Below are 25,608 nucleotides of genomic sequence, written 5' to 3' on the forward strand. Positions count from 1 at the left end.
GATTAATGAAGATAGAACTGCACCCGCCGTCTTCCCCCGTTCGGCAGGATACCCGCGTAGCCCAGTGCTACGAAGGAAAGCATACGGCTCGCGGGTTCGATGGTATAGGCTCTCCGCTACCCGGATAGGTATAATCCGGGGCGCCCGTATGGAGAAACGGCGTGCTGGCTTCGCTTAAAAACCCTGCCCTCATGGTCGTGGACATGCAGAACGATTTCGTGCGCAGGCATGCGCCGATGGAGGTTGCATCCGCGCGCGAAACCATACCTTCGATCGGCAGACTCATTGCGGCGTTTCGCGGCAACGGCAAGCCGGTGGTATTCACGCGATACGTTGCCGACTCCCTGTATCAGGCCCTCGCCGGCAAGCTGACCTGGATCAAGCTGACCGATGCGCCGACCCATGCGTGCGTACCAGGCTTCATGCGCTCCTACGGCGATGTCGAGGGCATGCGGGATGCCGCGGAGGTGATTGACGAGCTTGCGCCACAGGATGGCGATATCGTGCTGGACAAGGTCTATTTCAGCGCCTTTCATGCCACGGATCTTGCCAAGACGCTCAAGCTGCTTGCGGTGGACGGTCTGGTATTCGTCGGCACGGTAGCGGAGATGTGCGTCGAAGATAGCTGCCGTCACGCCGTGCATTTCGGTTATCCCACGATTGTGGTGGAGGATGCTGTTTCTTCCAACCATCCGCCCAGCCGGCAGGCCATGCTCGATGCTTTCGCACGCAACTACGGCTGGGTCATGACCACGGACCGGCTCCTGAATTCTTTCGCGGTCGGGCAAGCGGGAAGCGAGGTCTTGAACCTACCGCAGCGGTGAAAAATCGGTCGGGATCAGGATTCGGTTTTCCATCGTTTCGATATTCTCGGTGAGCTTGACGGTAAACGCCCGCCACGCGGGATCTTCGGCCAGCCGCTGACGCCGCTCGGCGCGGTCGTTCAGGTCGCTATAGCCCCATAGATGCACGACATGGTTGAGAGGTCCGATCTCGGTGCGGAAATAGCCGATCAGGTTCCCCAAGATCGGCTGCTGGATGGCAAGGCCTTCCTCGCTGATAAGCTGCATGTACCTGGCGACACGGCCGGCCCTTATCTTGTAGATGCGTTCCTCGACAATCATGGCGTGACAGCTCCCATCAGGCGATCACCCGCGACTTTTCCCTGCCCGCTTCCTTCTCGCGCATCGCAAATACGGGCATCACTTCCTTGATGAACAGCGCCAGCGATTTCTTCTGCACCTCAAACGGCAGGTCGAAGGCGAGGCCGAGGCAGAACTGGTCTACGCCCGCCGCTTCATAGACCATCAGCTTTTCGACCACCTCGTCCGGGGTGCCGAAAAGGAGATTGTCGCGGATCGACCGCGGATCGTAGTCGCCGCTGTTGCCAACGGTGTCGTAAGAAACCGCTTCAGGAAAGCCGTTCTTCACCGTGCCGATGTTCTGGAACAGGTTCTCGAAGCTGCGCCCATATTGATAGCTGTAGCGAACCGGCAGTTCCCAGTCCTCGGGACGTTCATACACGCAAGTGCGGCGCAGCATCATGAACCGCGGTCTCGGCACTTCGGGATGATCCTGGACCGCCTTCTTGAACTTGTCGCCGAGAATGCCGATTTCCGCGACCGGCCGCGACAACGGCGTGGAGAGGATGTTGTGGCCATTGCGCACCGCCCAATCGAATGTGCCGGGGTCACGCGCCGCCACCCAGATGGGCGGGTTGGGTTGCTGCAAGGGCTTCGGCACCGAGGTTGCCAGCGGGAAGTGGTAATACTTACCCTCGTGGGCGTAGTCGCCTGCCCATAATTTCTGGACTGCCGGCAGCAGTTCCTGCATGTAGGCGCCGCCTTCCTGTTGCGGGATGCCTCCCGCCATACGGTCAAATTCATACTGATAGGCGCCGCGGGCGATGCCGAATTCCAGCCGCCCTCCCGTCAGGTGATCGCAAAGTGCGGCCTCTCCCGCGAGACGGATCGGGGTCCAGTACGGCGCGACGATGGTGGCGGTGCCAAGCCGGATCTGTTCGGTATGAGCTCCCCACCAGACCAGCAACTGGAACGGGCCGGGCGCGATCGTGAATTCAATCGTGTGATGCTCGGGCGACCAGGCGGTCTCGAAGCCGCCGGCATCGGCCATACGGACCAGTTCCAGCGTCTCAGCCGCCACCTGGCGCATATCCTTGTCGGGACTGAACCTCTCCATGTTCAGGGAAACGGAAAATTTCATGGCAATGACCTTTTCGAATATTAGGGAACCGTCGGATGAGCGTCAGCGCAAACGGATTACGAACGGGTCCTGCGTGGCGCCGGAGTAGTCGATGACGACATTCTTCAGGCGGGAGAACTCGCGCATAACCTCGAAGCCCCCGCGCTTGCCGTAACCGCTCTCCTTGAACCCGCCGGAGGGCGACATGTAAGCAGCAGAGCGATACGTATTGACCCAGACCGTGCCGGCATCAACGTTGCGCGCAAAGCGCAGCGCCCGGTCGATGTCGCGGGTCCAGACACCCGCCGCCAGCCCATACTGGGTGTCGTTGGCAAGCCCAATCAGCTCGCTTTCATTGTCGAACGACACGACGCCCACGACGGGCCCGAAAATTTCGTCGCGCATGAAGCGCATGTCGTTGCGCGCATCCGCCAGAACCGTGGGCTCGTAATACCAGCCGCCGGGGAGGTCGTCCCGCCGCGGCCGGTGGCCTCCGGCAACCAGCCGCGCGCCATCGGCGACGCCGTAGTCCACATACTGCTCGACCTTGTCGAGTTGGGCAGCGAGCGCCAGCGGACCGATTTCCGTGGCCTCATCGGTCGGATGGCCGATACGCACGCGCCTGGTACGATCCGCCAGCTTTTCTACGAATGCGGCATAGATGGATTTTTCGACGAAACAGCGCGAGCCTGCGATACAGGTCTGCCCGGCAGCGGCGAACACGCCGGCAACCACGCCGTTCACCGCGCGCTCGATGTCGGTATCGGCGAATACGACATGAGGCGACTTGCCGCCCAGTTCCATCTGACACGAAACAAGTCGGCTGGCAGCGTTGGCGGCGATGCGGCGGCCGGTTGCCGTACTGCCCGTGAAGGCGATCTTGGCGACATCGGGATGCAAGGTCAGCGCTTCGCCCGCCGTGGCGCCCTTGCCGGTAACGACATTGAAAACGCCAGCCGGGAAGCCCGCTTTTGCAATCAGTTCGGCGAGGGCAAGGGTGGACGCGGAAGTATGCTCTGATGGCTTGACCACGACCGTATTGCCAATTGCCAGGCAGGGTGCGAGCGTGCCGGTCAGCAGCATCAGCGGTGAATTCCACGGCGAGATCATGCCCACCACGCCGATGGGCTCGCGCAGCGTGAAGTTCAGCATATCGAGCTTATTGACCGGTATGGTCTCGCCATGCAGCTTGTCGGCCATTCCGGCGAAATAGAGATAGCTGTCCGGCGCCGCGCGCAGTTGCACACGCATCTCTTTCAGAAGCTTGCCGTTGTCACGCGTCTCGATGGCCGCGAGTTCATCGGCGTGTTCCGCGATGAGATCGGCCAACCGGCGCAGCAGCTTGCCGCGATCCGTCTGCGTCAGCCTGCGCCAGGCCGGATCGTGAAACGCTCTTTTGGCTGCCTGCACGGCGGCGTCGACATCATCCGCCCCGGCGTCGGCAACCTCATACCAAGGCGCCGCGTTCGTCGGATCGTAGCTCGGCATGTAGCGGCCGGACCGCGGCGCGACGCGCTCCCCGGCAATCAAAAGATCCTGGCGCGATCCTTCGATCATTTTCAGCGTCAGGTCCATCATCTCATCCCTTCGCGGTTTCTCGGTCGCCGGCCAAGCCGTTAAGCGACCGCCACGGACGCGGGGCGCCGTCTATCATCGCCACCCGGCCGCCATCGCTGGAATCGACGTAGATCCCGAAGCGAGAGTCCGCGCGCTCATGCAGGTAACGGCGCAGCGTTGCGCGTATCTGCCTGATCGGAATGCTGTCCCAAGGCAGCTCTTCATGGGCAAAGAACCTCAGCGACGGCGACAAATCCGGAATTTCGCCGGGCGGGCCCGCGAGCGCGCCACGGTAAACGACATAACCGGGCTGCTGGTCGGCCACATCGAAGACCGAATAGAGAAACGCATCGCTGGTGAGCGGCGCAACCACGCCGCCGCCTTCGAAGCTGAGCATGTCGCCCGGCTTACGGTGCGTTGCCGTCGGCAGTTCCCAGCCTCCGGCGCCATCGTCGCGCAGCAGGATGCGGCCGTCATGCTCGACCAGGTAGCCGATGATCATGCGATGGGAAGGCGTCCAGCCAGGCGGCATCGGGTCTTCCACGCAGACATAGCGCCCCCGGCAAAACCCTAGCGGAGCGGCAGGGCTGGTGCCGAAAGCACGCACCCGGCCGATCAGGATCACATGGTCTCCCGCCTCGATACGGTCATGCACCGTGCAGTCGAACCAGGTAAGGCTGTCGGTGAGCACCGGCGAGCCCGTATGCACGGTAGTATGGGCTATCGTCTCGAACTTGGAGAGTGACTTCGAGGCGAAGAGGCTCGCCACCTCCTTCTGGCGCTCGTGCAGTACGTTGACGGCGAAGCCTTCGGCCGTGTTGAATGCCGGAAAGCTGCTGGCGCTCTTTCCTATGCAGACGAGCAGCAGCGGCGGCTCAAGGGAGACTGAGGTGAAGGAATTCGCAGTCATGCCGCGCGGCGAACCATCTTCGTCCCGCGTCGTCACCACCGTGATGCCCGTGACGAAGGTGCCGAACGTTCGCCGCAGTTCCACTGGATCGATCGTGCTCAGCTCTTTTTCCCTCTTGTCCGTCATGCGTCCTGCCTCTCCAGGAGGGTGGAAGGATAAAGGGACGTGAGAGAGGGTCTTCCTGCTCTACGCAGGAGAGGCGGCAGTCAGACTCCTAGGACACGAAGCAGAGACCGCATCAGACAGGTTGCTCCCGGGCAATGGTCTCGTTGAGGCGTATTGCCAGTTCAAGCGCGAACCGACGTTCGGGTGAATCGATCTCGATGCCAAACAGTTCCTGGATACGGTTCAGGCGATAACGAAGCGTAGTAACATGCAATTCCATCGCGTCCGCGCAGGCCTGGCTGCGGCAACCGTGCTCCAGAAAGACGGTCAGGGTCCTGATATAGTCCGTTGCATGCGCCTCGTCGTGACGCACGACCGCGCCAATGGCGATATCCACGAACGACCTCACTTCCTTGCTGTCGGCCGCCGAAAGCAGCAGCGGAAAAGGACCGAAGTCCTGGGGCGCAAGCAACCCGGTACGGTTGAAGCGGACGGCAAGACGGATCATGCGCTCGCATTCAAGCCATGCCTGGGGATAGTCGTGAATGCTCGAACAGGTCTTACCCGCCACGATGATCGGCTTGGTGCCGATCAGCCACTGCGTTTCCTCGATCAGCTTGCGCACAAACGTCTTGACCACCGTGTCCGCGTCGCGGGGCGCGTCGGGAATGCGGCACAGAATGATCTCGCCCAATGCGGCGGCGGTCGCCTGCGGCGCCAATTGGCCGGCGAGCCGCATGATGGAGCGGTGCAGTTCGGGTATGGTCTTGCCCTTTTCCGGCACAGTTTCCGGGAGGCCGATCGCGACCAGCCTGGCGGTGGCGTTTACGTCAATGCCGAGCCGGCGCGCCCGCGCCGTCAAATCGTCCACGTTGCGCCAGTTGCCGGAAACGATTTCCATGAACAATTCGCTGGAAGTCTGCGATTCCGTCTGGAACCGTAAATGGCTGCGCATCAACTGGACGCTGAGCGCGAACCGAGCGCTCTGAAGAAGAAGATGATCGAGGTCGCCGAAATTGGCGTCGAGCGAAAACACGATCAGCGCCCCTACCGTCTTGCCATCCACGACCAACGGCTCCACCGCCGCCGGCAGGTTGAGGTGATGGCCGCCGCAGTTCAGGTACAGCTTGCGCATTTCAAGCCCGGCCTGGTCCGAGATATCGCGAGCAAGACGGAGAAACTGGCGGCTCATGCAATCGTCCATCTCCTCGCGCCAGCGGTCGGTGTCGATGAGGCCCGGCTTGGGCGAACGTCCGGCAACGACCAGGTTGGCAGTCAGATCCACCACGACGATTGCGTTCGGCAGGAAGGTTTCGACCATGGAAGCCGCGGATGCGACGGAACCGTCCGACAGGACCTGGTGCATCAGGGAGGAATGCGCGGCAAGTGCGTTTTGGAGTTGCGCGGCGGCAGCATGTTCCGCCCTTAGCCTGTGGGCCTTGTCCACGGCTATGGCGCCCAGATGGACGATCGTCTGCAGGAATGCGAGATCGGCCGCTGACAGATCGACAACGTCGCGCGACTGCACCGACAAGACCATCGCGCGGTCTTCCATGTCCCGGCAGCCCAGAGGCAAAACCACGACAGTGCGATAACCGCGCTGGATTGCCTCTTCCCGATAGCCCGGAAATTCGATGCTCTCCTGGGCATCGCGAATGATCACCGGATCATTGCGGGTCAACGCGATGAGGGATGGACTTGTCGCCAGCGTCCAGCGGTTGCGATAGGACTTCGTCAACTGGCTAGGATCATGCCGGGTCACGACCACAGCATTGCCATCCGCCTGATCGATGCTCATCACCGCCGCCATCGACCAGGCATCGTGCTGGCATGCCGCATCGACAAGGTGCTGCAGCGTTGTCTCGAGGTCGACGCTGGAATTGATGAGGCTGGTCACGTCGCGCAGGACGCGTGACAGCGGGCGATCCAAAGCGCTCAACAGAACCTCGCTGCTTGCCGGTACTCGATCGTTACATAGCCTTCCTGGTCGATGGCGCGCCACAGTCATATTCGTTACCGGGGGTCATGCCGCCGCCATATGGCCGGCATGGATAGGATCGACCTTGCCGGCTGTTCGCGAAAGGTTTGGCAGGCCTTCAAAGCGACATGATGACCGACTTGGTCTCCGTATAAAGGTTCAGCCCTTCCTGTCCCCGTTCCCTGCCCCAGCCGGATTGCTTGAAGCCGCCGGTGGGTATCGCCGCGTCCACCGAGCCGTGTACGTTGACCCCGATCCGGCCCGCGCGAATTCGCCGTACCATCTTGTGGGCGACGCTTAGGTCCCGCGTCCAGACGCTGCCAGCTAGTCCGAAGATGCTGTCATTCGCCTGCCGCGCGATCTGTTCCAGGTCGTCGTCATCGAAGCTCATGGCGCACAGGACAGGACCGAAAATCTCTTCCTGCACCACCGCCATGTCGGGTCGGGTATCGGTCAGCACCGTCGGCGCAATGAAGTTGCCTTCATTGCCTATCCGCGTGCCGCCAAACGCCACCGTTGCACCGGCGCTCCTGCCCTGCTCGATATAGCTCATGACGCGGTCGCACTGGACCGGGGAAATGACCGGCCCCATCTGGACGCCTTCGCTGAGGCCATGACCAACGCGGATGTTCCCCGCCCGCTGGCCGATCCCATCCACGATCTGGTCGAACACCTTCTTGTGGGCGAACAGCCGCGATCCTGCGGTGCAGACCTGGCCGCTATTGGCAAAAATGCCCTGCGTGACACCGGGAATGGCAACCGACATGTCAGCATCGGGAAAGACGATGACGGGCGACTTCCCTCCCAATTCGAGCGACACTTTCTTCAAATTGCCCGCGGCAGCCTTGACGATGACGCGGCCGATCTCGCTGGAACCCGTAAAGGCAACCTTGTCGATCTGGGGGTGCGAGGCTATCGCTGCGCCCGCCGTAGGTCCAAAACCGGTCACGATATTGATCACGCCGGCGGGAATGCCGGCCTCCTGGACCAGTTCACCGAAGCGCAGCGCCGTCAGCGGCGTCTGCTCCGCCGGCTTGAGCACGATCGTGCAGCCGGTGGCCAGCGCCGGAGCTACCTTCCAGGCCAGCATGAGCAGTGGCGCATTCCACGGAATGATCTGCCCGACGACGCCGACCGGCTCGCGCACCGTGAAGGCATGGTACTTGTCCGGCGCAGAGATCGAAATGGTTTCGCCTGTGATCTTGGTCGCCCAGCCCGCCATGTAGCGGAACATATCCACGCTGAGCGTGACGTCGGAATTCCGGGCATTGGCAAGCGGCTTGCCATTGTTGAGAACCTCCAGTTCGGCCAGTTCATCGGCGTTCTGTTCCAGCAGATCCGCCAGTTTCCAGATGAGACGTCCACGTTCGCTGGGCGTGATGCGGCTCCATGGGCCTTCTTCAAAGGCCTGCCGCGCAGCTTTGACGGCATTGTCGATATCGGCGGCGTCGCCCTCCGGAACCTGTGCAATTATGCGTCCCGTGCCCGGATCATACGTGTCGAAAATCTTCCCGGACTGAGCCGGCACCCATTTTCCATCGATAAGGAGTTTTTTCTCCTGGCGTAAAAAGGACGCCGCCTTCTCTCCAATTCGGAACTGATCAGCATGTGTGTTCATCGAATTCTCCATAGGTATCGGGAAGCGCCTTGTCCGGATTCGTTCAAGGGCGTCCATCTGAAGCGCCCTCGTTAAAGCTTTTCACTCGATCACGAAGTGGTCGGGTCCGACCGCGCGAGGCTGCCGCTTCGGCGGAATGAAATCGAGCGGCCGCACGGGAGACGGCAATTCCGTCACCGGCTTGCCGATCAAGCGGTGCCTGTCCGCGGCCGGCTCCGGGTTCGGCACCGCTGCCATCAGCTTCTGGGTATAGGGATGTTTCGGATTCCCTATCACCTCGCGGCTGGGCCCGATCTCCACAATCTCGCCAAGATACATGACCGCCACGCGGTGGCTGACACGTTCGACAATGGCCATGTCGTGACTGATGAAGAGGTAGGACAACCGCAGGTCCTCCTGCAACTCAAGCAGCAGGTCGATCACCTGCGCCTTTACCGAAACGTCGAGCGCCGAGACGGCCTCGTCGGCTATAATGACCTTCGGGTCGAGCATCAGGGTCCGCGCAATGCAGATTCGCTGACGCTGTCCGCCGGAAAACTCGTGCGGAAGACGGGTGATCATCGACGGTTCGAGGCCGACACGCTCCAGAAGATGTTTCGCCTTGTCCAGGGCCTTGGCCCTGGTCGCCAACCCATGGCATAGCAGGGGCTCCGCCAGGATCGCACCGACGTTTTGCTTCGGGTCCAGGGAACTGAAAGGATCCTGGAAGATCATCTGCACATTGCGCCGGAGATCCGAAAGATCGGACCTGTTGTCGCGCCGCACCGTGCGTCCGTCGAAGACCACCTCGCCGGAATCCGGAGGATTGAGAAACAGGATGCTGCGTCCGGTCGTCGACTTGCCGCAGCCGGATTCGCCAACCAGCGACAGCGTTTCTCCAGGCATGATGTCGAAGCTCAGACCCTCGACGGCATGGAGACGCCCCACCTTGCGACGCATCGCCCCGCCACGCACGTCGAACCGGGTCACCAGCTTGCGCACGCTCAAAACCGGCTTCGGCACAGCATCCTTGGCGGGCGCGCGGTAGGAGCGGGCGACGCCTTGCCCCAGGCGGGGGACCGCGTCGATCAGCATCCTCGTATAGTCCTCGCGCGGACGCTCGAAAACGTCCTTTACTGCTCCCGTCTCCACCACGCGTCCCTTGTGCATGACCATGACGCGGTCGGCGATGTTGGCCACTACGCCCATGTCATGCGTGATGAACAGGATCGCGGTGCCGGTATCGCGCTGGACCTCGTTCAGGAGATCGAGGATTTGCGCCTGTATCGTCACGTCGAGCGCTGTTGTCGGCTCGTCGGCGATAAGCAGCTTCGGCGAGCACGCCAATGCGATGGCGATCATGATCCGCTGCCGCATCCCCCCGGAGAACATGTGAGGATAGTCATTGAACCGCCGCCGCGCGTCAGGAATGCGAACGCGGTCGAAAAGCCGGATGCCCTCCTCCCGCGCCTCGGCATCGCTTAAGGGTCGATGCTGGCGCAGCATTTCCTTGATTTGGGTGCTGACCTGCAGAACCGGGTTCAGGCTCATCATCGGTTCTTGGAAGATCATGCTGGCAATGCCGCCACGCACCCGCCGCAATGTCGATGTCGACGCCCCCACCACTTGCTGGCCATCCACGATGACCGAACCGGTCACTTGGGTATTGCCGGAAAGCAGTCCCATGATCGTCATGGAGGTGACGCTCTTGCCGGACCCCGACTCGCCGACAAGCGCCAGCGTCTCGCCAGCATGGATGGCCAGATCGACATCATGCACCACCTGATGCTTGCCGAAAGCGACGTTGAGGCCTTTTACCTCGACCACTGGATCGGATTTCCGTTCACTCATGAGTTTGGCGCCGGTGCAACAGTGAAGCCCGCCTGCGAGCGAGAGCGCTCCGAAGTTGGAGCCCAGGTGAGCATTTCGAGCGCGTACAGCGCATCCAGCGTCTCGCGCGACAGGGGAATGCCCTTCTGGTGCGCCATGGCGATCTTTTCCCGAGGCCGAACGGCAATGTGCCCGGACGCCTTCAGTTCAGGCCTGCGGGCGCTGACCATGAGAAGCGCGCAGCCCGGCGTCAGCCCGGCGGCGTCGATCGATTCCAGAACCGCCGTGTCCTCACCGAGGAGCGCCGCCAGGGCATCCCGGCCCCGGCCCGAATAAAGCGCACCCCGTGCGTCGGGGTCAGCCAACAGCCAGTCGAAGGTTCCATCCCTGGCGATGATGCCGATAGAGGAGAGATTGTAGTCCATCGCACCGACCAGCGTGGCCGGAACAAGCGACAGCTCGGTCGCCGCCAATATCCGGCACATTTCCCATTTGGCGCCGCCTGCATGCGCGGCGAGAGCATCGATCGCGGCAGGTCCCGTTTCCAGAAATGAAACGCCGGCGGCGTCCAGCATCGTGAGCCCGTTCGATTTCCGGTAGCGGAAGCCATGGGAGGGCCGCGGTCCCGCCTGGCGAATTTCATCCAGAATAGCCGGATCGAGCGCCGCACCTGTTGCAACGAGATGAGCGCCCCGGTCAGCGGTTCCGAACGCGTAGCCCAGCGCCCTGAGCGACCACGGCAGGACGCGAGTCAGTTCGGAATAGGCAACAAACATGCTCGTGCTCACAGGGCGACCTCATTCTCATGCTTGCGAACCCGGGAACCCGGCCTGTCAGGCTCGAGGAATTCCGAAGGCAGCGGCTGGTCTTGGAAGAAAGTCCCCCGCACATAGCGGATGCTGAGCGGCGTCGAGCCGCGAATGCCCAGCGACGCAAGGAAAAACCGTATGAGATCGGCGGGGACGAAATCGCGATGCGCGAGCGGATCGCGTATTTCCGCATAGAGCAGGCCATCCAGATATTGCACCCGCGAAATGGCGTAATGCAAGTCCGGATGGTCGAGGACGACGTCGCCGGCGCGCTCCTTGTCACCACGGCTGACCAGCACCGCCGCCAGCCTCTGGATCAATCCGATATGATCGATGAAGGATTCGAAACGCTCGTGCGGGTCGATGACCCGCTCGCCGCGCCTTTGTTCGCCATTGTCGATCGAATGGTACCAGAAGTGCTGATGGGTTTCGGCAAGCGTGCGGTCGGCGGTGAGAGCCCAGACGTAGTTCCTGCGCAGGATCTCGCGCAATTCAGCGACCGTCATTGCTGGCTGCAATTGCCGCTTGCGGGCTGCGCCGATCTGGAAATAGGGCGCGATGGCGTCACAAAAGTCCGGTACCACGTCGAGAAGTACGCTGTGGAACTGCTCACTGGTCTCGCCATCCATGACTTCTGCGACGTGCGCAGCAACGTCGCCCCAGCACCGAAACTGTCCTTCGCGCAGGCTTGCCGATATGCGTGTCAGGTTCTCGATGATGGTTTCGTTGGCCACCACGTAGTCCTGCGTCTGTGGGTCGGTCTGCGCATAGATGCGGATGGTGCTCTCTATCGAGCCGCGGACAACTGAAATGCTTCCCGCATCGACCGGCAGGCTTTTTGCGTAGCCAAGAGCCGCCTCGCGTACGGTCACCCATGTGGCGACCCAATGCGGCCAGCGCTGGAGGGCAACGCACATGCCCTGGCCTGAGGAGTTGCCTATTCCAAGCCCGCGCGCGATCGAAATGTCGAGCTGCGCTGCGTCCGGAGTGCGCCGCCGCGCCACGGCATTGACGAGATCGATGGAGACGAGCCGCACCAGGTAGATGGCGAAGATATCCGCAAAGAACGGGTGCGCCAGCGGATGCCCCTCGGGAATGCCCGGATAGGAAACCGTGCCATTCCGGCCGCTGCTTTGAAAGCCACCGTTCCGCATGAGATAGGCGATGCCGAGCTCGGGGGCGGGCTGTTCGCCGCGGGACAGTGCTTCGACTACGGCGTCGAAATGCCGGCTGCTGCGATTGGCCGGGGTCCAGCCGACCACATCCGAATCCGTACGCATCTGGCCTTCAGCCTTGATGTCGAACGTTTCAAATTCCCGCTCGATACGCTGTTGGCTGGCAAGATTGACGAAGAGCGCGCCGAACATGTCACGGTCCGCGCCATCGGAGCGGCGTCCGACTTTTTCGATTCCGTCCCATGGATATGCTCGGGCAATATAGGAGAAGGAATGGCCTTCCGCGTCGATCCGGTAGACGAATCTCGCCGCGCCGTCATCGCCGCATTCCGCCGAGATCATCCTTATCTGCCAGCGTTCGCGAACGATCCTGCGCAACAACATGTCGGCAAAACTGACGCGCGAAGCCTTGAAGCAGCGAAGGTTCTCCACACGCATCAGAACATCCGCCGGCCGCATCCATCGCCGCGCTTTCAGGGCACCTTCCCGGCCGGCAAACTCCTGCAGGCGTTGTTCTATGAATGCCGGCAGCGGCGGCTCGATCTGGTTAGACGTCATTTCCCTGTTCCAATCAGCGATCATTGCGGGACGCGGCCTCGTTCATGCTCGACCCGACAAGATAAAATGTGAAAACTGTAAGGGCGACGGCAGCGCCCGGCCCCAGGCTGAGCAGCGGCAGGATCGGCAGGAACATCGAACCGTCGCGTACCATGCCGCCCCAGTCCGGAGCCGGCGGAGGAACGCCCAGCCCCAGGAAGCTGAGGCTTGCGGAGGTGAAGATCGCGAAGGCCACATTGATTGCGAACTGCGCCCACACCACGCGCATCGTGTTTGGCATGATATGATGGCGGATGATCCAGAAAGAGCTTGCGCCCGTGGCGCGCGCAGCTTCCACGAAGACCATTTCCCGGACGACGAAGACCTGACCACGAACCAGCCGGGCGACCGTCGGCGCGGTGACGACACCCAGCGTGACCGCCAGGTTGACCACCGATGGCCCGAGCATCGCGGTGATGATCAATGCGAGAACGAGCCCCGGCAAGGCGATGAAAATGTCGATGATCTGGACGAGGACAAAATCGATCCAGCCACGGAAAAATCCGGCGATCAGGCCCATGGGGGCGCCGATCAGCACAGCCACTATGGCCGCCGAAGCGCCCACCTGCAGTGAAACCCTTGTTCCGTAGATGACGCGCGACAGCACGTCCCGGCCAAGTTGATCCGTGCCAAGGATGTTTTCAGCCGAAGGCGGGCCGAGGACGTTTACCGTCGTGGCGGTCGGGTGCAGGGGCGCGATCAAGGGCGCGAACACCGCGATCAAAGTGATGATCACCAGAAGCGTCAGGCCAAGGACCAATCGGAATGGAAGTTTTCTCATTGGATGCTAAGCCGATGTTCGCACGAGCGGATTGACGAGGCTGTAGGTCACGTCCGCCACAAGGTTGAGGATCATCACGCCGACGATGATCACCATTCCAACCGACAGCATGACAGGAAAATCCCGGGACGAGATCGCTTCCACCAGAAGCCGGCCCATGCCCGGCATCGAAAAGACGGTTTCGGTGACGACCGCGCCGCCAACCAGTTGTCCAAGCGAAAGACCGGCATAGGTGATCAAGGGCAATATGCTGTTGGGCAGAATGTGCCGGTAGGAAATGCGCGCCTCGGACAGCCCCTTCGAACGCGCGGCCTGGATGTAGAGGCTGCCTTTCACCGACTGGTATTCGGCTTTATAGACGAGCGTGAAGGAGCTGAAATAAAAGGTCGTAAGCGTGATGACGGGCAGGATCATGTGGATGAGATGCTGCCCGGCGCCCCGTGACCACGGCGACCATCCGGTCGTCGGCAGCCAGCGGAGCTGAACCGAAAAAAGGTAGATCAGCAGCAGTCCGAGAAAGAAATTGGGCACGGTGATGCCGACGATGCTGACGGCGGCGGTGAGCCGCTCCACCAGCTTTTTCATGAACGTCGCCGAATTGATCAGCGTGGCCCCCAGGAATGCGATGAGGATCGCCCAGGATGCCAGCTCAAGCGTTAGAGGAAGGGCATCCGCGATCATTTGCGCGACAGGCTGTTGGGTGGAATAAGACCGGCCCAGGTCGCCCGACAATGCGGCGCTGATCCAGTTCCAGTAACGCGACAGGATGGGCTGGTCGAAGCCTAGCTTCGCGTTGAGTTCGGCGATCGATTGAGGGGATGCGTTCTCCCCCAGCATGATCGCCGCCGGCGTCCCCAGAAAGGACGTCACCGACGTGAACAGCAGAAACGTCAGAACGATAACGTTCGGAACCATGATCGCTATGCGGGAAAGTACAAGCGCAAGCATGCCGGCCTCAGTTCATCGCGAAGGATTGAAGAAACGTCTCCGGGGAGCCCGTCTCGCAAAGCGGGCGGTTGGGGCACATCCGATGGGCGGCGGTCATAATGGCGATCAAGTTCCTCTACCGGTTGCAGGCGGGACCGGGTCTACCCGCGCCAGACGCCGCGGCGCGGCGCGCCGCGGCAAAGCATGAAGATCAGGCCTGCGTTTTCCAGACGTAACGGAACCGCGGGATCTCGTCCGGCATCGGAGCGAACCCTTTGACGGTGTTGCGCATGGCGTTGAATTCGATGCTGAACCCGACGGGCATGTAAGGCAGATCGGCAGAAATCTGACGCTGGATCTTTTCGTACAATTCCTTGCGGCGCGCCTGATCGGAAATTACCCGCGCTTCATCGATCCATTTGTCCACTTGGTCATTCTTGTAGCCCGTGGAGTTCGCGGTGCCTTTGCTGGAGAAGAGATAGTGGATCAGGCCGTCGGGATCCGCCCGTTGCGTCCAGCGCATCGGCGTGAAGCGTATCTCGCCTGAGACCGCCTTTGCGTAGTAGTCGCTTTGGGGGACCGGCTCGAGCTCAATGTTGAGGCCGATCGCGTCGAGGTCTTCCTTGGCAAGTTCGGCAAAGCGTCGCAGCGTATCGCCGCTTGGCGCCGCAAGCTTGATGGTGGTGCCCTTCAGGCCGGAATCAGCCACGATCTTGCGCGCCTTTTCCGGATCGTATTCGTAGTGCACCAGATCGGTTGGGGTCCACCACAGGCCGTCTGGCGTGAAGCTGTCGGAAATCTTGCCTTGCCCCGCCCATATGATCTGGTTGATGCGGTCGCGGTTGAGGCCATGCGCGATGGCCTGGCGTAGTTCCGGCTTGTTATATGGCTCGGCGTCCCACCGCCACTGGTAGGAATACCAGACGCCACCCTTCGACGGCACAAGCTCGATGTCCGGGCTGGCCTTGGAAAGGCGCGTATCCAACGGATCAAGCTGGCTTATGAAATCCAGTTCACCGATGGCCATGCGCTGAATGCCGACGACGTTCGTCGGAATGTCATGGAAGGTAATGCCGTCGAGATATGGCATTCCCTTCTGCCAATAGCTGTCGTTCTTGGTGAGCGCGATGCGCGACCCGCGGACCCATTCGCCGAAAACGAACGGACCGGTCCCGACAGGATTGGAACCGACGTCGCTGCCGTATTTCTTGGCCGCAGTTGGCGAAGCCATCAGCCCTGCGCGGTCGGCAAACAGCGCCAGCAGCGGCGGATAAGGTTCCTTCATGTCGATGGCGACGGTGAATTCATCCAGCACTTCGACATTCTTGACGCCTTCCAGCAACTTGAGCTGCGATGAGTTGCCTTTCGGATCGAGACGTGCATCAAGGTTCCATTTCACGGCCTCGGCGTTGAACGGTGTGCCGTCATGGAACTTCACGCCTTCCTGCAGCTTCAGGACCACGCGCTTGCCGTCGTCCGAAAACTCCCAGCTTTTCGCCAGGGCAGGCTTCAGGGAGAAGTCCGCCTCGGTCTCGAGAAGCGTATCGAATATCAGGAAAAGGATCTGCCGCTCGGTCCATTGCGACGACTGAAGCGGGTCGAGCGTGCGGACGTCGCTGATGAAGCCGACGTTGAGCATGCCGCCGGTGACCGGCTGGGTATCTTGAGCCAGCGCTACCGCCGGCAAAGAGGCCACGATTGCGAAGCCGCTGACGGCGGCCATAAATTGCCTTCTATCCATGACAAATCCTCCGTTGGTTCAGTTCCCGATATTATCGGCATTGCCGTTATTGGCCTCCGGGCAAGGACCCGGAGGCTTGCGCGTTATTTGCTCTCGGCTGGCAGCGGCCGGCCGGCCTGATCGACTCCCATGATCCGCATGTCGTTGAACCGATCGCCGATGCGATGGTGCGGACGCCCGCCGCTCGCGGCGCCCAAGGCGATGACGATCTCGTCATGCGCAGGCGCGTCGGGAATGGTGAATTCCACGGTCAGAAAATGAGCGCGGCTTCCCTTCTTCTCAGCGTCCTTGTGGGTCAAGGGAACGGTGAGCGCGGTGCCGGCGCCGGCACGCTTGTTCGTGAACGGGAGAAAGGAATCGCCACCAGCGGCGATGCGGAAGACATTGCCGAAATGCAGCGTGTGGATCAGGCCGGCCGCGTGTTCGACTTCGCCGTCCGTCCCGGTCACCGCGCACTTTCCAAACGCTTCTATCCTGTCCGGACCGCCCATGATCGCCACCAGGCGAGGCACGAGGGCATCCGTGAGAGCCTTGGCGTGCTCCATGATGTGCGGCTGCAGGTCCTCGACGAATGCCGATCCTGCCCAGGGATTGCGGATTACCGCCGCGCAGGCGGCCATGCGAAGCGGAACCGGCGCGACGCGCCCCCCTTCGATAAGCGTGTCCTCGACGAAATCGACGATCTTGCGGATCAGGACCCCAGTCATTTTTCCACTCCGCCGGCTGCGAGTTCGGCAAGCACGCGGTTGGCAATGCGATGGCATTCGACGCCGACAGGAACGCCGCAATAAATCGTGAGATGGGTTATCAACGCGTCCAGCTCGTCACGGGTGACCCCGTTGCGAAGGGCGCCGCGAAAATGCAGTTCCCACTCATGCATGCGGTTGAGCGCGGCAATCATGACGATGTTCAGCATGCTGCGGGTCCTGGCATCCAGCCTGTCGTCACCCCAGGCCGTTCCCCAGCAATATTCTGTGATAAATGACTGAAAACCCTTGGAAAACTCGGTTGCCTTGCTCAGCGAATTTTCAACATATTCGCTGCCGAGCGTCGCCTTGCGCCGCTCCAGCCCACGCTCAAATAGCGTCTCGTTCATTCGTCTTCCCTTCATTTTCAGCGTGGACGCAAAAGGAACTCGCGGACATGGTCGGACACCAGCTTGGATGCCTCGACCAGGACGCTGTGCTTCAGGCCGGCCAGAATGCGTAATTCCGAATCGGGGATCAGCCGGTGCATCGTCTCGGCCATCCGGACATTCGACCCCTGATCGAATTCGCCCGTCATCACCAGCGTTGGCTGTCTGATCTCGGGAAGCCGATCCACCAATTCGGTAAGGCCGAACACCCGATACGCCTCCAGGTAAGACGGCACGTGGACAGCCTTGAGCTCGGCAATTCGCCGCTCGATTACATCGGGATGGCGCTCGGCGAATTCCTTGGTGAACCAGCGGTCGTGCGCAGCACCAACGACTGCGTCCATACCGCCGTCGCGGATCATCTGCAGGCGCGCCACAACCTTCTCACGTTCGGCGGGGGTGCGCCCCGCAACTGCGGAAAGAAGCACGACGCGCTCAAACCGGTCCGGATAGGAACAGGCCAGTTCTTGCGCGATCAAGCCCCCCAATGAAAAGCCGACCAGATGGGCTTTGCGCACGCCGGCGTCGTCCATCACCCGAACGATATCGGCGGCAAACTTCTCGACGGAATATTCCGAATCGATGTGCGCGGACTGACCATGACCGCGCAGGTCGGAGCGAATAATGTCGAAGCTGCCCTCCAATTGGAGGCTGACGTCCTCCCAGCTTTGCAGGTTGGCGCCGACACCGTGCACCAGCACGAGAGGATGGCCCTTACCGCTTCTCTCATAGGCGATGAGATCGTCTTTGGTGCGCATCGGCGCCATCCCAGGTCCCTCGTTCGAACTCGATTTTTTTGGTATACCGACAGACAGGCATATGGTCAACCGTATTTGAATCGGCTACTTGTGATGAAAGAGTCGAACGCGTAGCTGTCATGGAAGGAACGACGGGAGAGGACGCCGCGATGCATGAATGGACGGACTGGTCGATTGCGGATTCGCCGACATTGCGCGAGCAGACCGTTGTCACGCTGCGCGAGGCGTTGTTCAACGAAGTGTTCAAGCCGGGTGACAAGCTGGTGGAACGGAAGCTTGCCGAGCAGACCGGCGTAAGCCGCACAAGCATTCGGGAAGCGCTGAGCCAGCTTGAGTCCGAAGGGCTTGTGACTCGGGTAGCCGGCAAGGGCATGTTCGTGACCCGCTTGTCGGAACGGGAAGTCCGGCAGATCTACGAGGCCCGCGCAATCCTGGAATCGGCCATGGCGCGCCTGTTTGTCGAACGGGCCAGCCAGGAACAAATGGACGAATTGGCGCGGCGTATTTCGGAAGCAGGCGAAACCGACACCTCCGAGCTTGCCAGGCAGCATGCCGAGAAGCTCGACGCGGTGTGGGACATCATCATGCAAGGCGCAGGCAACGACATCACCAGGCAAATGACCTTTCTCCTGCATGGCCGCGTCACCTATCTGCGCACCGTCACCACCCGCGTCGCCTCGGCTGAACGGCGCAGGAATACGATGGCCTTGCTCCACGGCATTTTCGACGCGCTGCGCGCGCGCGATGCCGACCTCGCCGAAAAGCTCACGCGCGGGTATGTCGAAAGATCCGCGGCTTTCGCGCTGTCGCTGCTGCGGGACTCTGGGCAGAACGCCAAATCCTCATCACGCAAGCAACGGATCGACACATGAACTATGTCAGGCTCGGCAAGAGCAATCTGAAGGTATCCCGGCTATGCCTCGGCGCGATGGGATTCGGATCCGCGGGATGGCGGGCCTGGGTGCTCGATGAGAAGGCGTCGGCGCCGATCGTTGCGCGCGCCCTCGACCACGGCATCAACTTCTTCGACACCTGCGACTTCTATTCGGCTGGCGAGAGTGAACGCATTCTCGGCCAGATACTCGTTCTCAAGCAGCCGCGCGACAGCTTCGTCATCGCCACCAAGGCGGGAAACCCGATGGCCGCGCATTGCAACGGCCGCGGCTACTCCAGAAAGCACCTGTTCAAGGCAATCGACGATTCGTTGGTCCGCCTTGGAACCGATCACGTGGACCTCTTCCAGACGCATATCTGGGACAAGGACACCGACCTCGACGAACTGGTCGATGCCATGGCGGATATCGTGCGCGCCGGAAAGGCGCTCTATGTAGGCGTCACGACGATGCCCGGCTGGACACTCGCAAAATGCCGTGCGGCTGCCAGCGCACGCGACCTTCCGGCATTCATCTCGATGCAATGCGAATACAATCCCGCTCACCGGGAGTGCGAGCGGGAACTGCTTGCCTACTGCCGCCACGATGATGTTGCCCTGATACCGTTCAGCCCGATCGCGCGCGGCTTCCTTGCCGCGGACCGCCGCAATCCCGGCCAGCAGACGGCGCGCACGAAAAGCGACGACTATACGCAGAGATATTACCACCGCGACGGCGACCACGCCGTGCGCGAAGCCGTCGCTGCCGTTGCCGCCGACATCGGAAAGACACCGGCGCAGGTGGCTCTCGCCTGGACATTGGCGCGCCCCGGCATTACCGCGCCCATCTTCGGAGCGACCTCGACAGACCATGTCGACGAGGCAGTCGCGGCATTGGACATAGTGCTTACGCCCGAACATATCGACCGCATCGACGGGGCTTACGAGCCACGGCCGCTGAACGCCTCAGGCCACTGAATGAAGCACAATGCTTGCGGTAAGCTGATATGCTTGTGAAATTGCACTCGTTCGCGCACGTTTCAAGGGAGCAAATCCGCCGTGTATGATCTGCGAGTCCATGCTCCGCCGCGCCTGTACACGCAGGTGGCCGATACCATCCGCAACGCCATCGTCGTCGGAGAACTGGCGCCGGGAGAGCGGCTGGTGGAGCGCACGCTTTGCGAGCGCATGGGCGTTTCGCGGACGTCGCTCAGGGAAGCGATGCGCGAGCTCGAGAACGAGGGCCTGGTCACGAACCTGCCCAACCGGGGGCTTATCGTCTCTGTCGTCGATCCCAAGATCGCGAAGGACATTTTTGACCTTCGCGAGGCGCTGGAGGCGCTTGTATGCAGGTTGTTTTGCGAGAATGCGACTGACGATCATATCACGCGTTGTCGGGACGTGTATGACGAGTTGATGGAAACCTATCGCGTCGGTGTGGCGCGCGAAATGATAGCTGCAAAGACTAGATTCTACGACGTCTTGATAGCGGGCGCGAACAATTCCGAGGCGGAACGGATGCTTCGCAGCATCCATATGCGGGCCTCACAGTTGCGCATGATTTCTCTTTCCGATGCAGAGCGGCGAAAGGCATCTCAGGAAGAGCTGGCAGCCCTGCTCGACGCCCTTGTGAATCGCAGGGCATCGGATGCCGAGCGGCTTGCAAAAAAGCATGTACGCAAAGCCGCCCAGTTCGCGCTCGGGATGATCGAACAGCTTGAAAACCAATCCGTCAGCTGATCGGCGGCGCTTGAAAGCGCGAGACGCCGCCCGTCCGCCGCTACCCGCGGCGACGGTGAAGGAGAATTATGTCGTGGCGGGCGGCATCCGTACGCGCTATTTCGAAGCTGGCAGCGGACCGGCCGTGATCCTGCTGCACGGCTCGTCACTGGCGATCGATGCCTGGTCCACCTGGCACAACACCATCCCGGCACTCGCGCATGACTTCCGGGTGCTGGCGCCCGATCTGGTCGGCTTCGGTCTCTCGGATGCGCCGGTGGACGGGAAACACGTTCCCCGCCTCGAAAGGCGGCATCACGTTTCAGCCTTCATCGAATCGCTCGGCGTCACCCGATGCGCGCTCGTCGGCCATTCCGAAGGCGGTTTCATCGCGGCAATGCTCGCCGTTGAAAAGCCGGGTCTGGTCGATAAGGTGGTCGTCGTGAGCAGCGGTGCGACCTCCCCGCGCCTCGGCGGAAATGAGGACCACGCTTGGCAGGCAGCAGCGGCAGCAGCGTATAATGTGCTCGAGGGATGCGACACCGAGGAAGACTTTCTGCGAACCAATGCGAGGCTAAGCACGAAGAATCCGCCGGAGTTCGTGGAGCTGCTAAAAAAGAACTATCGCCTGGCCTGCGAGTCCGGTCAGTTGGAGCGCTTCAAGCAGGCTGCCCGGAAAAAGGACGACACCGAATATACCCAGATCCAGGAGGACCATCTCCTTCCGCATTTGCCCACCATGCACGCCAAGCTGTTCATAGCCTGGTCAGGTTGCGACGAAACCGTGCCGGTGGCGCGCGGCATCAAGCTGCTGGAACGCGCGCCGCAAGCCGACATGCACATTTTCGCCAATGCCGCTCACATGGTCATGATCGATCGCCCACGCGAATTCAATGGAGTTGTCCGGGACTGGCTTGGCAGCTAGCGCCGGTCAAAAAACCGTCCAGCTTATGACCCACAGCAAGTCGTCCCAAGAGGGCCGCCATGCCGCGGGAGGATGTCCTCGGGCGTGCGCCCTCACTCCCTCGCCACCAGGTAACGCGCTTCCGAGTCGTAGAGCAGCCCGCCATAATGCTGCCCGAGGTCGGACATGCCAGCCGTGGCGCCCACCACCTCCTGGCCGCGTGCCGTAGAGCCACCCGTAATGATGAACGAGCGCGCGCGGCATCCACGGCCATGTTTCGCACAATCCGTTGACGAAAGGCTCAAAGCCCGCGGTCGGCATGTTGCCGCCCGGCAGCGGCACACTCGCGGTCCAGTCGCCCCCATCTGCGGAAAGATACGTTCGAGGCGATGGAGGCCGCGCTCGGCCAGTTTCCGGAAGGTCGTGATCTTGCCGTCGAAGACATTGAACAGTGGCGCGCCCCCAGTCTCGTCAAGGTCGAAGACGTAGTCGCGCGTAACCGCCGAAAGGGTTCCCATTGCCGTCGTCGAACAACAGCCGCACGCCCGAGAACGCATACAGCAAGTCCTGGCGGCGCAGCTTCTCTTTGAAGTAGCGGTTCACGGCCGCGCTCAAACATTCGATCTCGGTCTGGTCGATCTGCACCGCTTCGGCAGCACCCTCATAGGCGCGGCAATTAGAGGTGCGGCTACGGTCGCGATTTTTATCTTGATATTTTTATCAAGCTGTGAAATTTTTTTCAATTAAATGCTGGAGGAAGTTTTCCGCACCTCAGAATGCCCTGACAATGGGCATCGGACGGAGAACACGATGGGAGGTTCAATATGCCGGTCCAAGCCGTTTCAACCGAGTGAGCCTTTCCTGCGGGAGACGCCGCGTCCTGGACCTAAAAATCCGACGTCGTCGTCACACCTTCACAGGCAGGGGAAAGAATGCATCCGGCTTCAGGCGCTTCTTTCGACACGACGAGATCAACACCGCAAGACGCGGCAAAGGTTCCAGAACGTCCGATGACGCGAATAGTGCAGATTTCCGATACCCATCTCAGCCCTGGTAAGCGGCATTTCCTTGCCAACAGCCAGCCGCTCCTCGACTGGCTGAAGGAAAGCGATGCCGACCTCGTTATCCATACAGGCGACGTCACCGTGGATGGCGCCGATGTCGAGGAGGACATGCGCTATTGCGCCGAGATGATGGACTCCATCGGACTGCCCTATCTCGCCGTGCCGGGCAATCACGACGTGGGCGAGCCCAAGCATCTCTATCAGCCAGTCAACGCAGAACGCCTGGCCCGCTGGCGACGTCATTTCGGGCCGGACTGGTGGCATCGCGACATCGAGGGCTGGCGCCTGATCGGACTCGATTCGATGCTGTTCGGCAGCGACGAGCCGGCCGAAACGGAGCAGATCGCGTGGCTGGAAAACGCCATGCGCGAAGCGTCCGGGCGCCGGATCGGCTGGTTCACCCATCGCCCGCTCTTCATCGGCGAGCCGACCGAAGGCGACGTTGGATACTGGGCGCCCACTCCCGAGCCTCGCGCGCAACTGCTCGACATGGTGCGCCGCTACGACGTGGCCTTCGTGGCCAGCGGCCACCTGCACAAACTCTACGATCGTCAACTCGGCGGCGTCCGGTACCTGTGGGGGCCGTCGTCCGGCTTCCTCGTCGAGGCGCACTTGCAGCCGGAAGGGATGGCCGGAGAAGCCACCTTGGGCGTGCTCGTCTACGACTTTTCCGGGTCCGATTTCACCGTGCGGCCTCATGAAATTCCGGGCCTCACACCCTTTTTCATCGGTGATGTCGTGCATGAGGTCTATCCACCGAGATAGCGCCTCTACCCAATTGTTCGCGAAACGGAGCAACCCCAGTGGCTGCAGTGGAAATAAAGAACCTTTCGAAGTCCTTCGGGCCCCACCGGGTTCTCAAAGACATCAACCTGTCCATCAACGATGGCGAGTTCCTGACGCTTGTCGGCCCCTCCGGCTGCGGAAAATCGACGCTCATCCGCATCATCGCCGGCCTCGAGCCGCAAACCTCGGGCTCGATCCTCGTCGATGGCGCGCCGATCGATCATCTGAGGCCGCATGAGCGGCGCATCGCCATGGTGTTCCAGAGCTACGCGCTCTACCCGCACATGTCCGTCTTCAACAACATGGCGCTGCCCCTGACGATGACCGGGCTTAGCCTCTACGAGCGCCTGCCGCTCGTCCGCCTACTCTCGTCCCGGCGCCGCAAGGTGATGCAGGAGATCGGCAAGCAGGTCAGGGGCATCGCGGCGCAACTTCAGATTGAACCTCTTTTAGAGCGCAAGCCCGCCCAGCTCTCCGGCGGCCAGCGTCAGCGCGTCGCGCTCGGTCGCGCCATGGTGCGCCAGCCCGCCGCTTTCCTGATGGACGAGCCACTTTCTAACCTCGACGCCAAGCTGCGCGTCCACATGCGTAGCGAGCTGGCCGAGCTTCACCAGAGACTCGGCGCGACATTCGTCTACGTCACGCACGACCAGGTCGAGGCGATGACCATGTCAAGCCGGGTCGCCATGATGGAAGGCGGAGACATCCTTCAACTCGGCACGCCCGACGAACTCTACGACAGGCCGGCCAACGTCCAGGTCGCCCAGTTCATCGGCAGCCCGACGATCAACCTGATTCCCGTGACGGTGGGGGTCGGTGGGCGGCTGGAATTGCTCGGAAAGCCTCTGCCGATCGGCACCGCCCTCCCCGCCGGAGAGAAAGCGACGATCGGCGTCCGCCCGGAAATGATCCTGCCCGGCGCGGTCTCGGGCCAGTCGGCGGACCAGGTCCCGCTTCCGGCGAAGCTGCGGCGCAGCGAGCATCTCGGCTCCGAGAAGATCCTGCATTTCGATGTTCCCTCGCTCCCTGGGATCTTGGTGACCTCGCGCATAGGCGCGGGCGTGCCGGACGGTGAGGTCGAGAACACCGAACTCTTGTTCCATCCCTCGGCCTGCCATGTCTTCGATGCCGCCGGAAACCGCGTGGAACCCCAAGTTTCCCAAGACGCGGCCACCGCCGCCAAGGGAAAGCTGCGCCTCGCAGAGGGAGCGCGCGCATCATGAGCCTGACCGCGGTACCCGCTCCGCCCGCCCGGCCCGGTGCCCGGCAGGCCTTCATCGAGAGGCTGGTCGCCGGCGGCTTCGCGCTGCCTGCCCTGCTTTTGCTGGTGCTGACGATTCTCGTGCCGCTCGGCGTGCTCGGTTATCTCAGTTTCACCGACTACGAGCTCGGCGAGGTCGATGTCCATTATGTCGGCCTGCAAAACATCACCGACGCGCTGACCGATCCGGAATTCCGCCGCGCACTCAAGAACACGCTCGTCTACGTCGCGATCGTCCTGCCCGGCTCGGTGATCCTGTCGCTGCTCGTCGCCGTCCTCGTTCACCGCCGCAAGCGCACCCGCTCACTCTACGAAATCATCTACTTCCTGCCTGTGACCTCGACCTTCATCGCCATGGCGACCGTGTGGCAGTTCCTGCTGCACCCCAGCCTCGGCCCGGTGAGCGCGGTGCTGCGCTGGCTCGGCATCGGCGAGGTCGCCTTCCTGAGCAATCCCTCGCTGGCGCTGCCGACGCTTGCCGTGATCGGCATCTGGCAACTGGTCGGCTTCAATATGATCCTGTTCCTGGCCGGCCTCTCGACCATTCCAAAGGACCTCTACGAAGCCGCCGAGATCGACGGCTGCGGCGGCGAAATCGACCGCTTCCTGACGATCACGTGGCCGCTGCTGGGACCGACGACCATGTTCGTCATCGTCACCAGTTCGATCACCGCCTTCAAGGTGTTCGACACGGTGGCGGTGCTGACCCATGGCGGTCCGGTGGGATCGACCGAGGTCCTGCTCTACAAAGTCTACCTCGAAGGCTTCCAGTACTTCCGCATGGCGTATGCGTCGGTCCTCACCTTCATCTTCCTCATTTTCATTCTGGTCTTCTCGATCCTCCAGACCGTCGTCATGGACCGCAGGGTGCATTACTGATGACCGACACAACCATCACTGC

23 protein-coding genes and 1 pseudogene are annotated in these 25,608 nt (G+C 61.5%); 8 read left to right on the forward strand and 16 right to left on the reverse strand.

The window, feature by feature from the left end:
• Window positions 1–161: 161 nt before the first annotated feature.
• Window positions 162–824 (forward strand): cysteine hydrolase, encoded by a 663-nt coding sequence (locus FJ959_RS27070; protein ID WP_140581325.1) that lies wholly within the window; start codon window positions 162–164, stop codon window positions 822–824.
• Here FJ959_RS27070 and FJ959_RS27075 read toward each other — a convergent pair.
• From FJ959_RS27075 to FJ959_RS27145, 15 genes are all read right to left on the reverse strand, one after another.
• Window positions 810–1,124, reverse strand: a complete 315-nt coding sequence (locus FJ959_RS27075) for an NIPSNAP family protein (protein WP_140633069.1) — start codon at window positions 1,122–1,124, stop codon at window positions 810–812. The two genes, FJ959_RS27070 and FJ959_RS27075, sit on opposite strands and share 15 nt — an antisense overlap.
• Window positions 1,125–1,140: 16 nt before the next feature.
• Window positions 1,141–2,223, reverse strand: coding sequence for an LLM class flavin-dependent oxidoreductase (locus FJ959_RS27080; RefSeq protein WP_140498491.1), 1,083 nt, complete (start codon window positions 2,221–2,223; stop codon window positions 1,141–1,143).
• A 42-nt stretch (window positions 2,224–2,265) separates the two neighbouring features.
• Window positions 2,266–3,777, reverse strand: coding sequence for an aldehyde dehydrogenase (locus FJ959_RS27085; protein ID WP_140581327.1), 1,512 nt, complete (start codon window positions 3,775–3,777; stop codon window positions 2,266–2,268).
• A gap of 4 nt (window positions 3,778–3,781) precedes the next feature.
• On the reverse strand, window positions 3,782–4,795 hold the full coding sequence (locus FJ959_RS27090) for a flavin reductase (RefSeq protein ID WP_140498492.1): 1,014 nt from the start codon (window positions 4,793–4,795) through the stop codon (window positions 3,782–3,784).
• Between the two features lie 112 nt (window positions 4,796–4,907).
• Window positions 4,908–6,782, reverse strand: a complete 1,875-nt coding sequence (locus tag FJ959_RS27095) for a helix-turn-helix domain-containing protein (RefSeq protein ID WP_140633072.1) — start codon at window positions 6,780–6,782, stop codon at window positions 4,908–4,910.
• Between the two features lie 88 nt (window positions 6,783–6,870).
• On the reverse strand, window positions 6,871–8,427 hold the full coding sequence (locus FJ959_RS27100) for an aldehyde dehydrogenase family protein (protein WP_281405977.1): 1,557 nt from the start codon (window positions 8,425–8,427) through the stop codon (window positions 6,871–6,873).
• Window positions 8,428–8,451: 24 nt separating this feature from the next.
• Window positions 8,452–10,200, reverse strand: a complete 1,749-nt coding sequence (locus FJ959_RS27105) for an ABC transporter ATP-binding protein (protein ID WP_140498494.1) — start codon at window positions 10,198–10,200, stop codon at window positions 8,452–8,454.
• Window positions 10,197–10,955, reverse strand: coding sequence for a hypothetical protein (locus FJ959_RS27110; RefSeq protein WP_140558049.1), 759 nt, complete (start codon window positions 10,953–10,955; stop codon window positions 10,197–10,199). The genes FJ959_RS27105 and FJ959_RS27110 overlap by 4 nt, the downstream gene beginning before the upstream one ends.
• Before the next feature lie 8 nt (window positions 10,956–10,963).
• Window positions 10,964–12,721, reverse strand: a complete 1,758-nt coding sequence (locus FJ959_RS27115) for a hypothetical protein (protein WP_140633078.1) — start codon at window positions 12,719–12,721, stop codon at window positions 10,964–10,966.
• 13 nt (window positions 12,722–12,734) lie between these two features.
• Window positions 12,735–13,475, reverse strand: a complete 741-nt coding sequence (locus FJ959_RS27120) for an ABC transporter permease (RefSeq protein WP_246679016.1) — start codon at window positions 13,473–13,475, stop codon at window positions 12,735–12,737.
• A gap of 72 nt (window positions 13,476–13,547) precedes the next feature.
• A complete protein-coding gene (locus tag FJ959_RS27125; protein WP_140498498.1) occupies window positions 13,548–14,489 on the reverse strand; it encodes an ABC transporter permease in 942 nt (313 codons plus the stop codon).
• Between the two features lie 190 nt (window positions 14,490–14,679).
• Entirely contained in the window at window positions 14,680–16,191 is a 1,512-nt protein-coding gene (locus tag FJ959_RS27130; RefSeq protein WP_181165368.1) for an ABC transporter substrate-binding protein, read from the reverse strand.
• Window positions 16,192–16,292: 101 nt separating this feature from the next.
• Window positions 16,293–16,916 carry an amino acid synthesis family protein gene (locus FJ959_RS27135; protein ID WP_140498500.1) on the reverse strand — a complete coding sequence of 208 codons (624 nt, stop codon included), beginning with the start codon at window positions 16,914–16,916 and terminating at the stop codon, window positions 16,293–16,295.
• Window positions 16,913–17,305, reverse strand: coding sequence for a carboxymuconolactone decarboxylase family protein (locus FJ959_RS27140; protein ID WP_140498501.1), 393 nt, complete (start codon window positions 17,303–17,305; stop codon window positions 16,913–16,915). Before FJ959_RS27140 ends, FJ959_RS27135 begins: the two co-directional genes overlap by 4 nt.
• Window positions 17,306–17,322: 17 nt before the next feature.
• On the reverse strand, window positions 17,323–18,102 hold the full coding sequence (locus FJ959_RS27145; protein WP_181171990.1) for an alpha/beta hydrolase: 780 nt from the start codon (window positions 18,100–18,102) through the stop codon (window positions 17,323–17,325).
• A gap of 149 nt (window positions 18,103–18,251) precedes the next feature.
• On the opposite strand from FJ959_RS27145, the gene FJ959_RS27150 reads away from it, so the two are divergent.
• The 4 genes from FJ959_RS27150 to FJ959_RS27165 all read left to right on the forward strand — a co-directional run bounded on the left by FJ959_RS27150 (window position 18,252) and on the right by FJ959_RS27165 (window position 21,617).
• Window positions 18,252–18,974, forward strand: a complete 723-nt coding sequence (locus FJ959_RS27150; protein ID WP_181165366.1) for a GntR family transcriptional regulator — start codon at window positions 18,252–18,254, stop codon at window positions 18,972–18,974.
• Window positions 18,971–19,951 (forward strand): aldo/keto reductase, encoded by a 981-nt coding sequence (locus FJ959_RS27155; protein ID WP_140498503.1) that lies wholly within the window; start codon window positions 18,971–18,973, stop codon window positions 19,949–19,951. The genes FJ959_RS27150 and FJ959_RS27155 overlap by 4 nt, the downstream gene beginning before the upstream one ends.
• Before the next feature lie 81 nt (window positions 19,952–20,032).
• Window positions 20,033–20,713: a GntR family transcriptional regulator gene (locus tag FJ959_RS27160; RefSeq protein ID WP_140633087.1), complete on the forward strand. Its 681-nt coding sequence runs from the start codon at window positions 20,033–20,035 to the stop codon at window positions 20,711–20,713.
• Window positions 20,691–21,617: an alpha/beta hydrolase gene (locus FJ959_RS27165; RefSeq protein ID WP_140633090.1), complete on the forward strand. Its 927-nt coding sequence runs from the start codon at window positions 20,691–20,693 to the stop codon at window positions 21,615–21,617. Before FJ959_RS27160 ends, FJ959_RS27165 begins: the two co-directional genes overlap by 23 nt.
• A 95-nt stretch (window positions 21,618–21,712) precedes the next feature.
• Here FJ959_RS27165 and FJ959_RS32420 read toward each other — a convergent pair.
• Window positions 21,713–22,265, reverse strand: a pseudogene (locus FJ959_RS32420) (glycerol-3-phosphate dehydrogenase); the annotation flags it as partial.
• 341 nt (window positions 22,266–22,606) lie between these two features.
• Here FJ959_RS32420 and FJ959_RS27170 point away from each other — a divergent pair.
• The 3 genes from FJ959_RS27170 to FJ959_RS27180 are packed head-to-tail and all read left to right on the forward strand — an operon-like array spanning window position 22,607 to window position 25,586.
• Window positions 22,607–23,425 (forward strand): metallophosphoesterase, encoded by an 819-nt coding sequence (locus FJ959_RS27170; RefSeq protein WP_140800931.1) that lies wholly within the window; start codon window positions 22,607–22,609, stop codon window positions 23,423–23,425.
• Between the two features lie 38 nt (window positions 23,426–23,463).
• Window positions 23,464–24,669 carry an ABC transporter ATP-binding protein gene (locus FJ959_RS27175; protein WP_140525274.1) on the forward strand — a complete coding sequence of 402 codons (1,206 nt, stop codon included), beginning with the start codon at window positions 23,464–23,466 and terminating at the stop codon, window positions 24,667–24,669.
• Window positions 24,666–25,586 (forward strand): sugar ABC transporter permease, encoded by a 921-nt coding sequence (locus tag FJ959_RS27180; protein WP_140498510.1) that lies wholly within the window; start codon window positions 24,666–24,668, stop codon window positions 25,584–25,586. Before FJ959_RS27175 ends, FJ959_RS27180 begins: the two co-directional genes overlap by 4 nt.
• The last annotated feature ends 22 nt before the right edge of the window (window positions 25,587–25,608 follow it).

The sequence above is a fragment of the Mesorhizobium sp. B2-2-4 genome (assembly GCF_006442375.1).
In the GTDB taxonomy this organism is placed as follows: Bacteria; Pseudomonadota; Alphaproteobacteria; order Rhizobiales; family Rhizobiaceae; genus Mesorhizobium.

Excerpts from the sequence above, each read along its gene's own strand:
- FJ959_RS27075 (WP_140633069.1), bottom strand. The coding sequence starts at position 1,124 with ATGATTGTCGAGGAACGCATCTACAAGATAAGGGCCGGCCGTGTCGCC.
- FJ959_RS27080 (WP_140498491.1), bottom strand. The coding sequence starts at position 2,223 with ATGAAATTTTCCGTTTCCCTGAACATGGAGAGGTTCAGTCCCGACAAG.
- FJ959_RS27085 (WP_140581327.1), bottom strand. The coding sequence starts at position 3,777 with ATGGACCTGACGCTGAAAATGATCGAAGGATCGCGCCAGGATCTTTTG.
- FJ959_RS27090 (WP_140498492.1), bottom strand. The coding sequence starts at position 4,795 with ATGACGGACAAGAGGGAAAAAGAGCTGAGCACGATCGATCCAGTGGAA.
- FJ959_RS27095 (WP_140633072.1), bottom strand. The coding sequence starts at position 6,782 with ATGACTGTGGCGCGCCATCGACCAGGAAGGCTATGTAACGATCGAGTA.
- FJ959_RS27100 (WP_281405977.1), bottom strand. The coding sequence starts at position 8,427 with ATGGACGCCCTTGAACGAATCCGGACAAGGCGCTTCCCGATACCTATG.
- FJ959_RS27105 (WP_140498494.1), bottom strand. The coding sequence starts at position 10,200 with ATGAGTGAACGGAAATCCGATCCAGTGGTCGAGGTAAAAGGCCTCAAC.
- FJ959_RS27110 (WP_140558049.1), bottom strand. The coding sequence starts at position 10,955 with ATGTTTGTTGCCTATTCCGAACTGACTCGCGTCCTGCCGTGGTCGCTC.
- FJ959_RS27115 (WP_140633078.1), bottom strand. The coding sequence starts at position 12,721 with ATGACGTCTAACCAGATCGAGCCGCCGCTGCCGGCATTCATAGAACAA.
- FJ959_RS27125 (WP_140498498.1), bottom strand. The coding sequence starts at position 14,489 with ATGCTTGCGCTTGTACTTTCCCGCATAGCGATCATGGTTCCGAACGTT.
- FJ959_RS27130 (WP_181165368.1), bottom strand. The coding sequence starts at position 16,191 with ATGGCCGCCGTCAGCGGCTTCGCAATCGTGGCCTCTTTGCCGGCGGTA.
- FJ959_RS27135 (WP_140498500.1), bottom strand. The coding sequence starts at position 16,916 with ATGACTGGGGTCCTGATCCGCAAGATCGTCGATTTCGTCGAGGACACG.
- FJ959_RS27140 (WP_140498501.1), bottom strand. The coding sequence starts at position 17,305 with ATGAACGAGACGCTATTTGAGCGTGGGCTGGAGCGGCGCAAGGCGACG.
- FJ959_RS27145 (WP_181171990.1), bottom strand. The coding sequence starts at position 18,102 with ATGCGCACCAAAGACGATCTCATCGCCTATGAGAGAAGCGGTAAGGGC.
- FJ959_RS27150 (WP_181165366.1), top strand. The coding sequence starts at position 18,252 with ATGCATGAATGGACGGACTGGTCGATTGCGGATTCGCCGACATTGCGC.
- FJ959_RS27155 (WP_140498503.1), top strand. The coding sequence starts at position 18,971 with ATGAACTATGTCAGGCTCGGCAAGAGCAATCTGAAGGTATCCCGGCTA.
- FJ959_RS27170 (WP_140800931.1), top strand. The coding sequence starts at position 22,607 with ATGACGCGAATAGTGCAGATTTCCGATACCCATCTCAGCCCTGGTAAG.
- FJ959_RS27180 (WP_140498510.1), top strand. The coding sequence starts at position 24,666 with ATGAGCCTGACCGCGGTACCCGCTCCGCCCGCCCGGCCCGGTGCCCGG.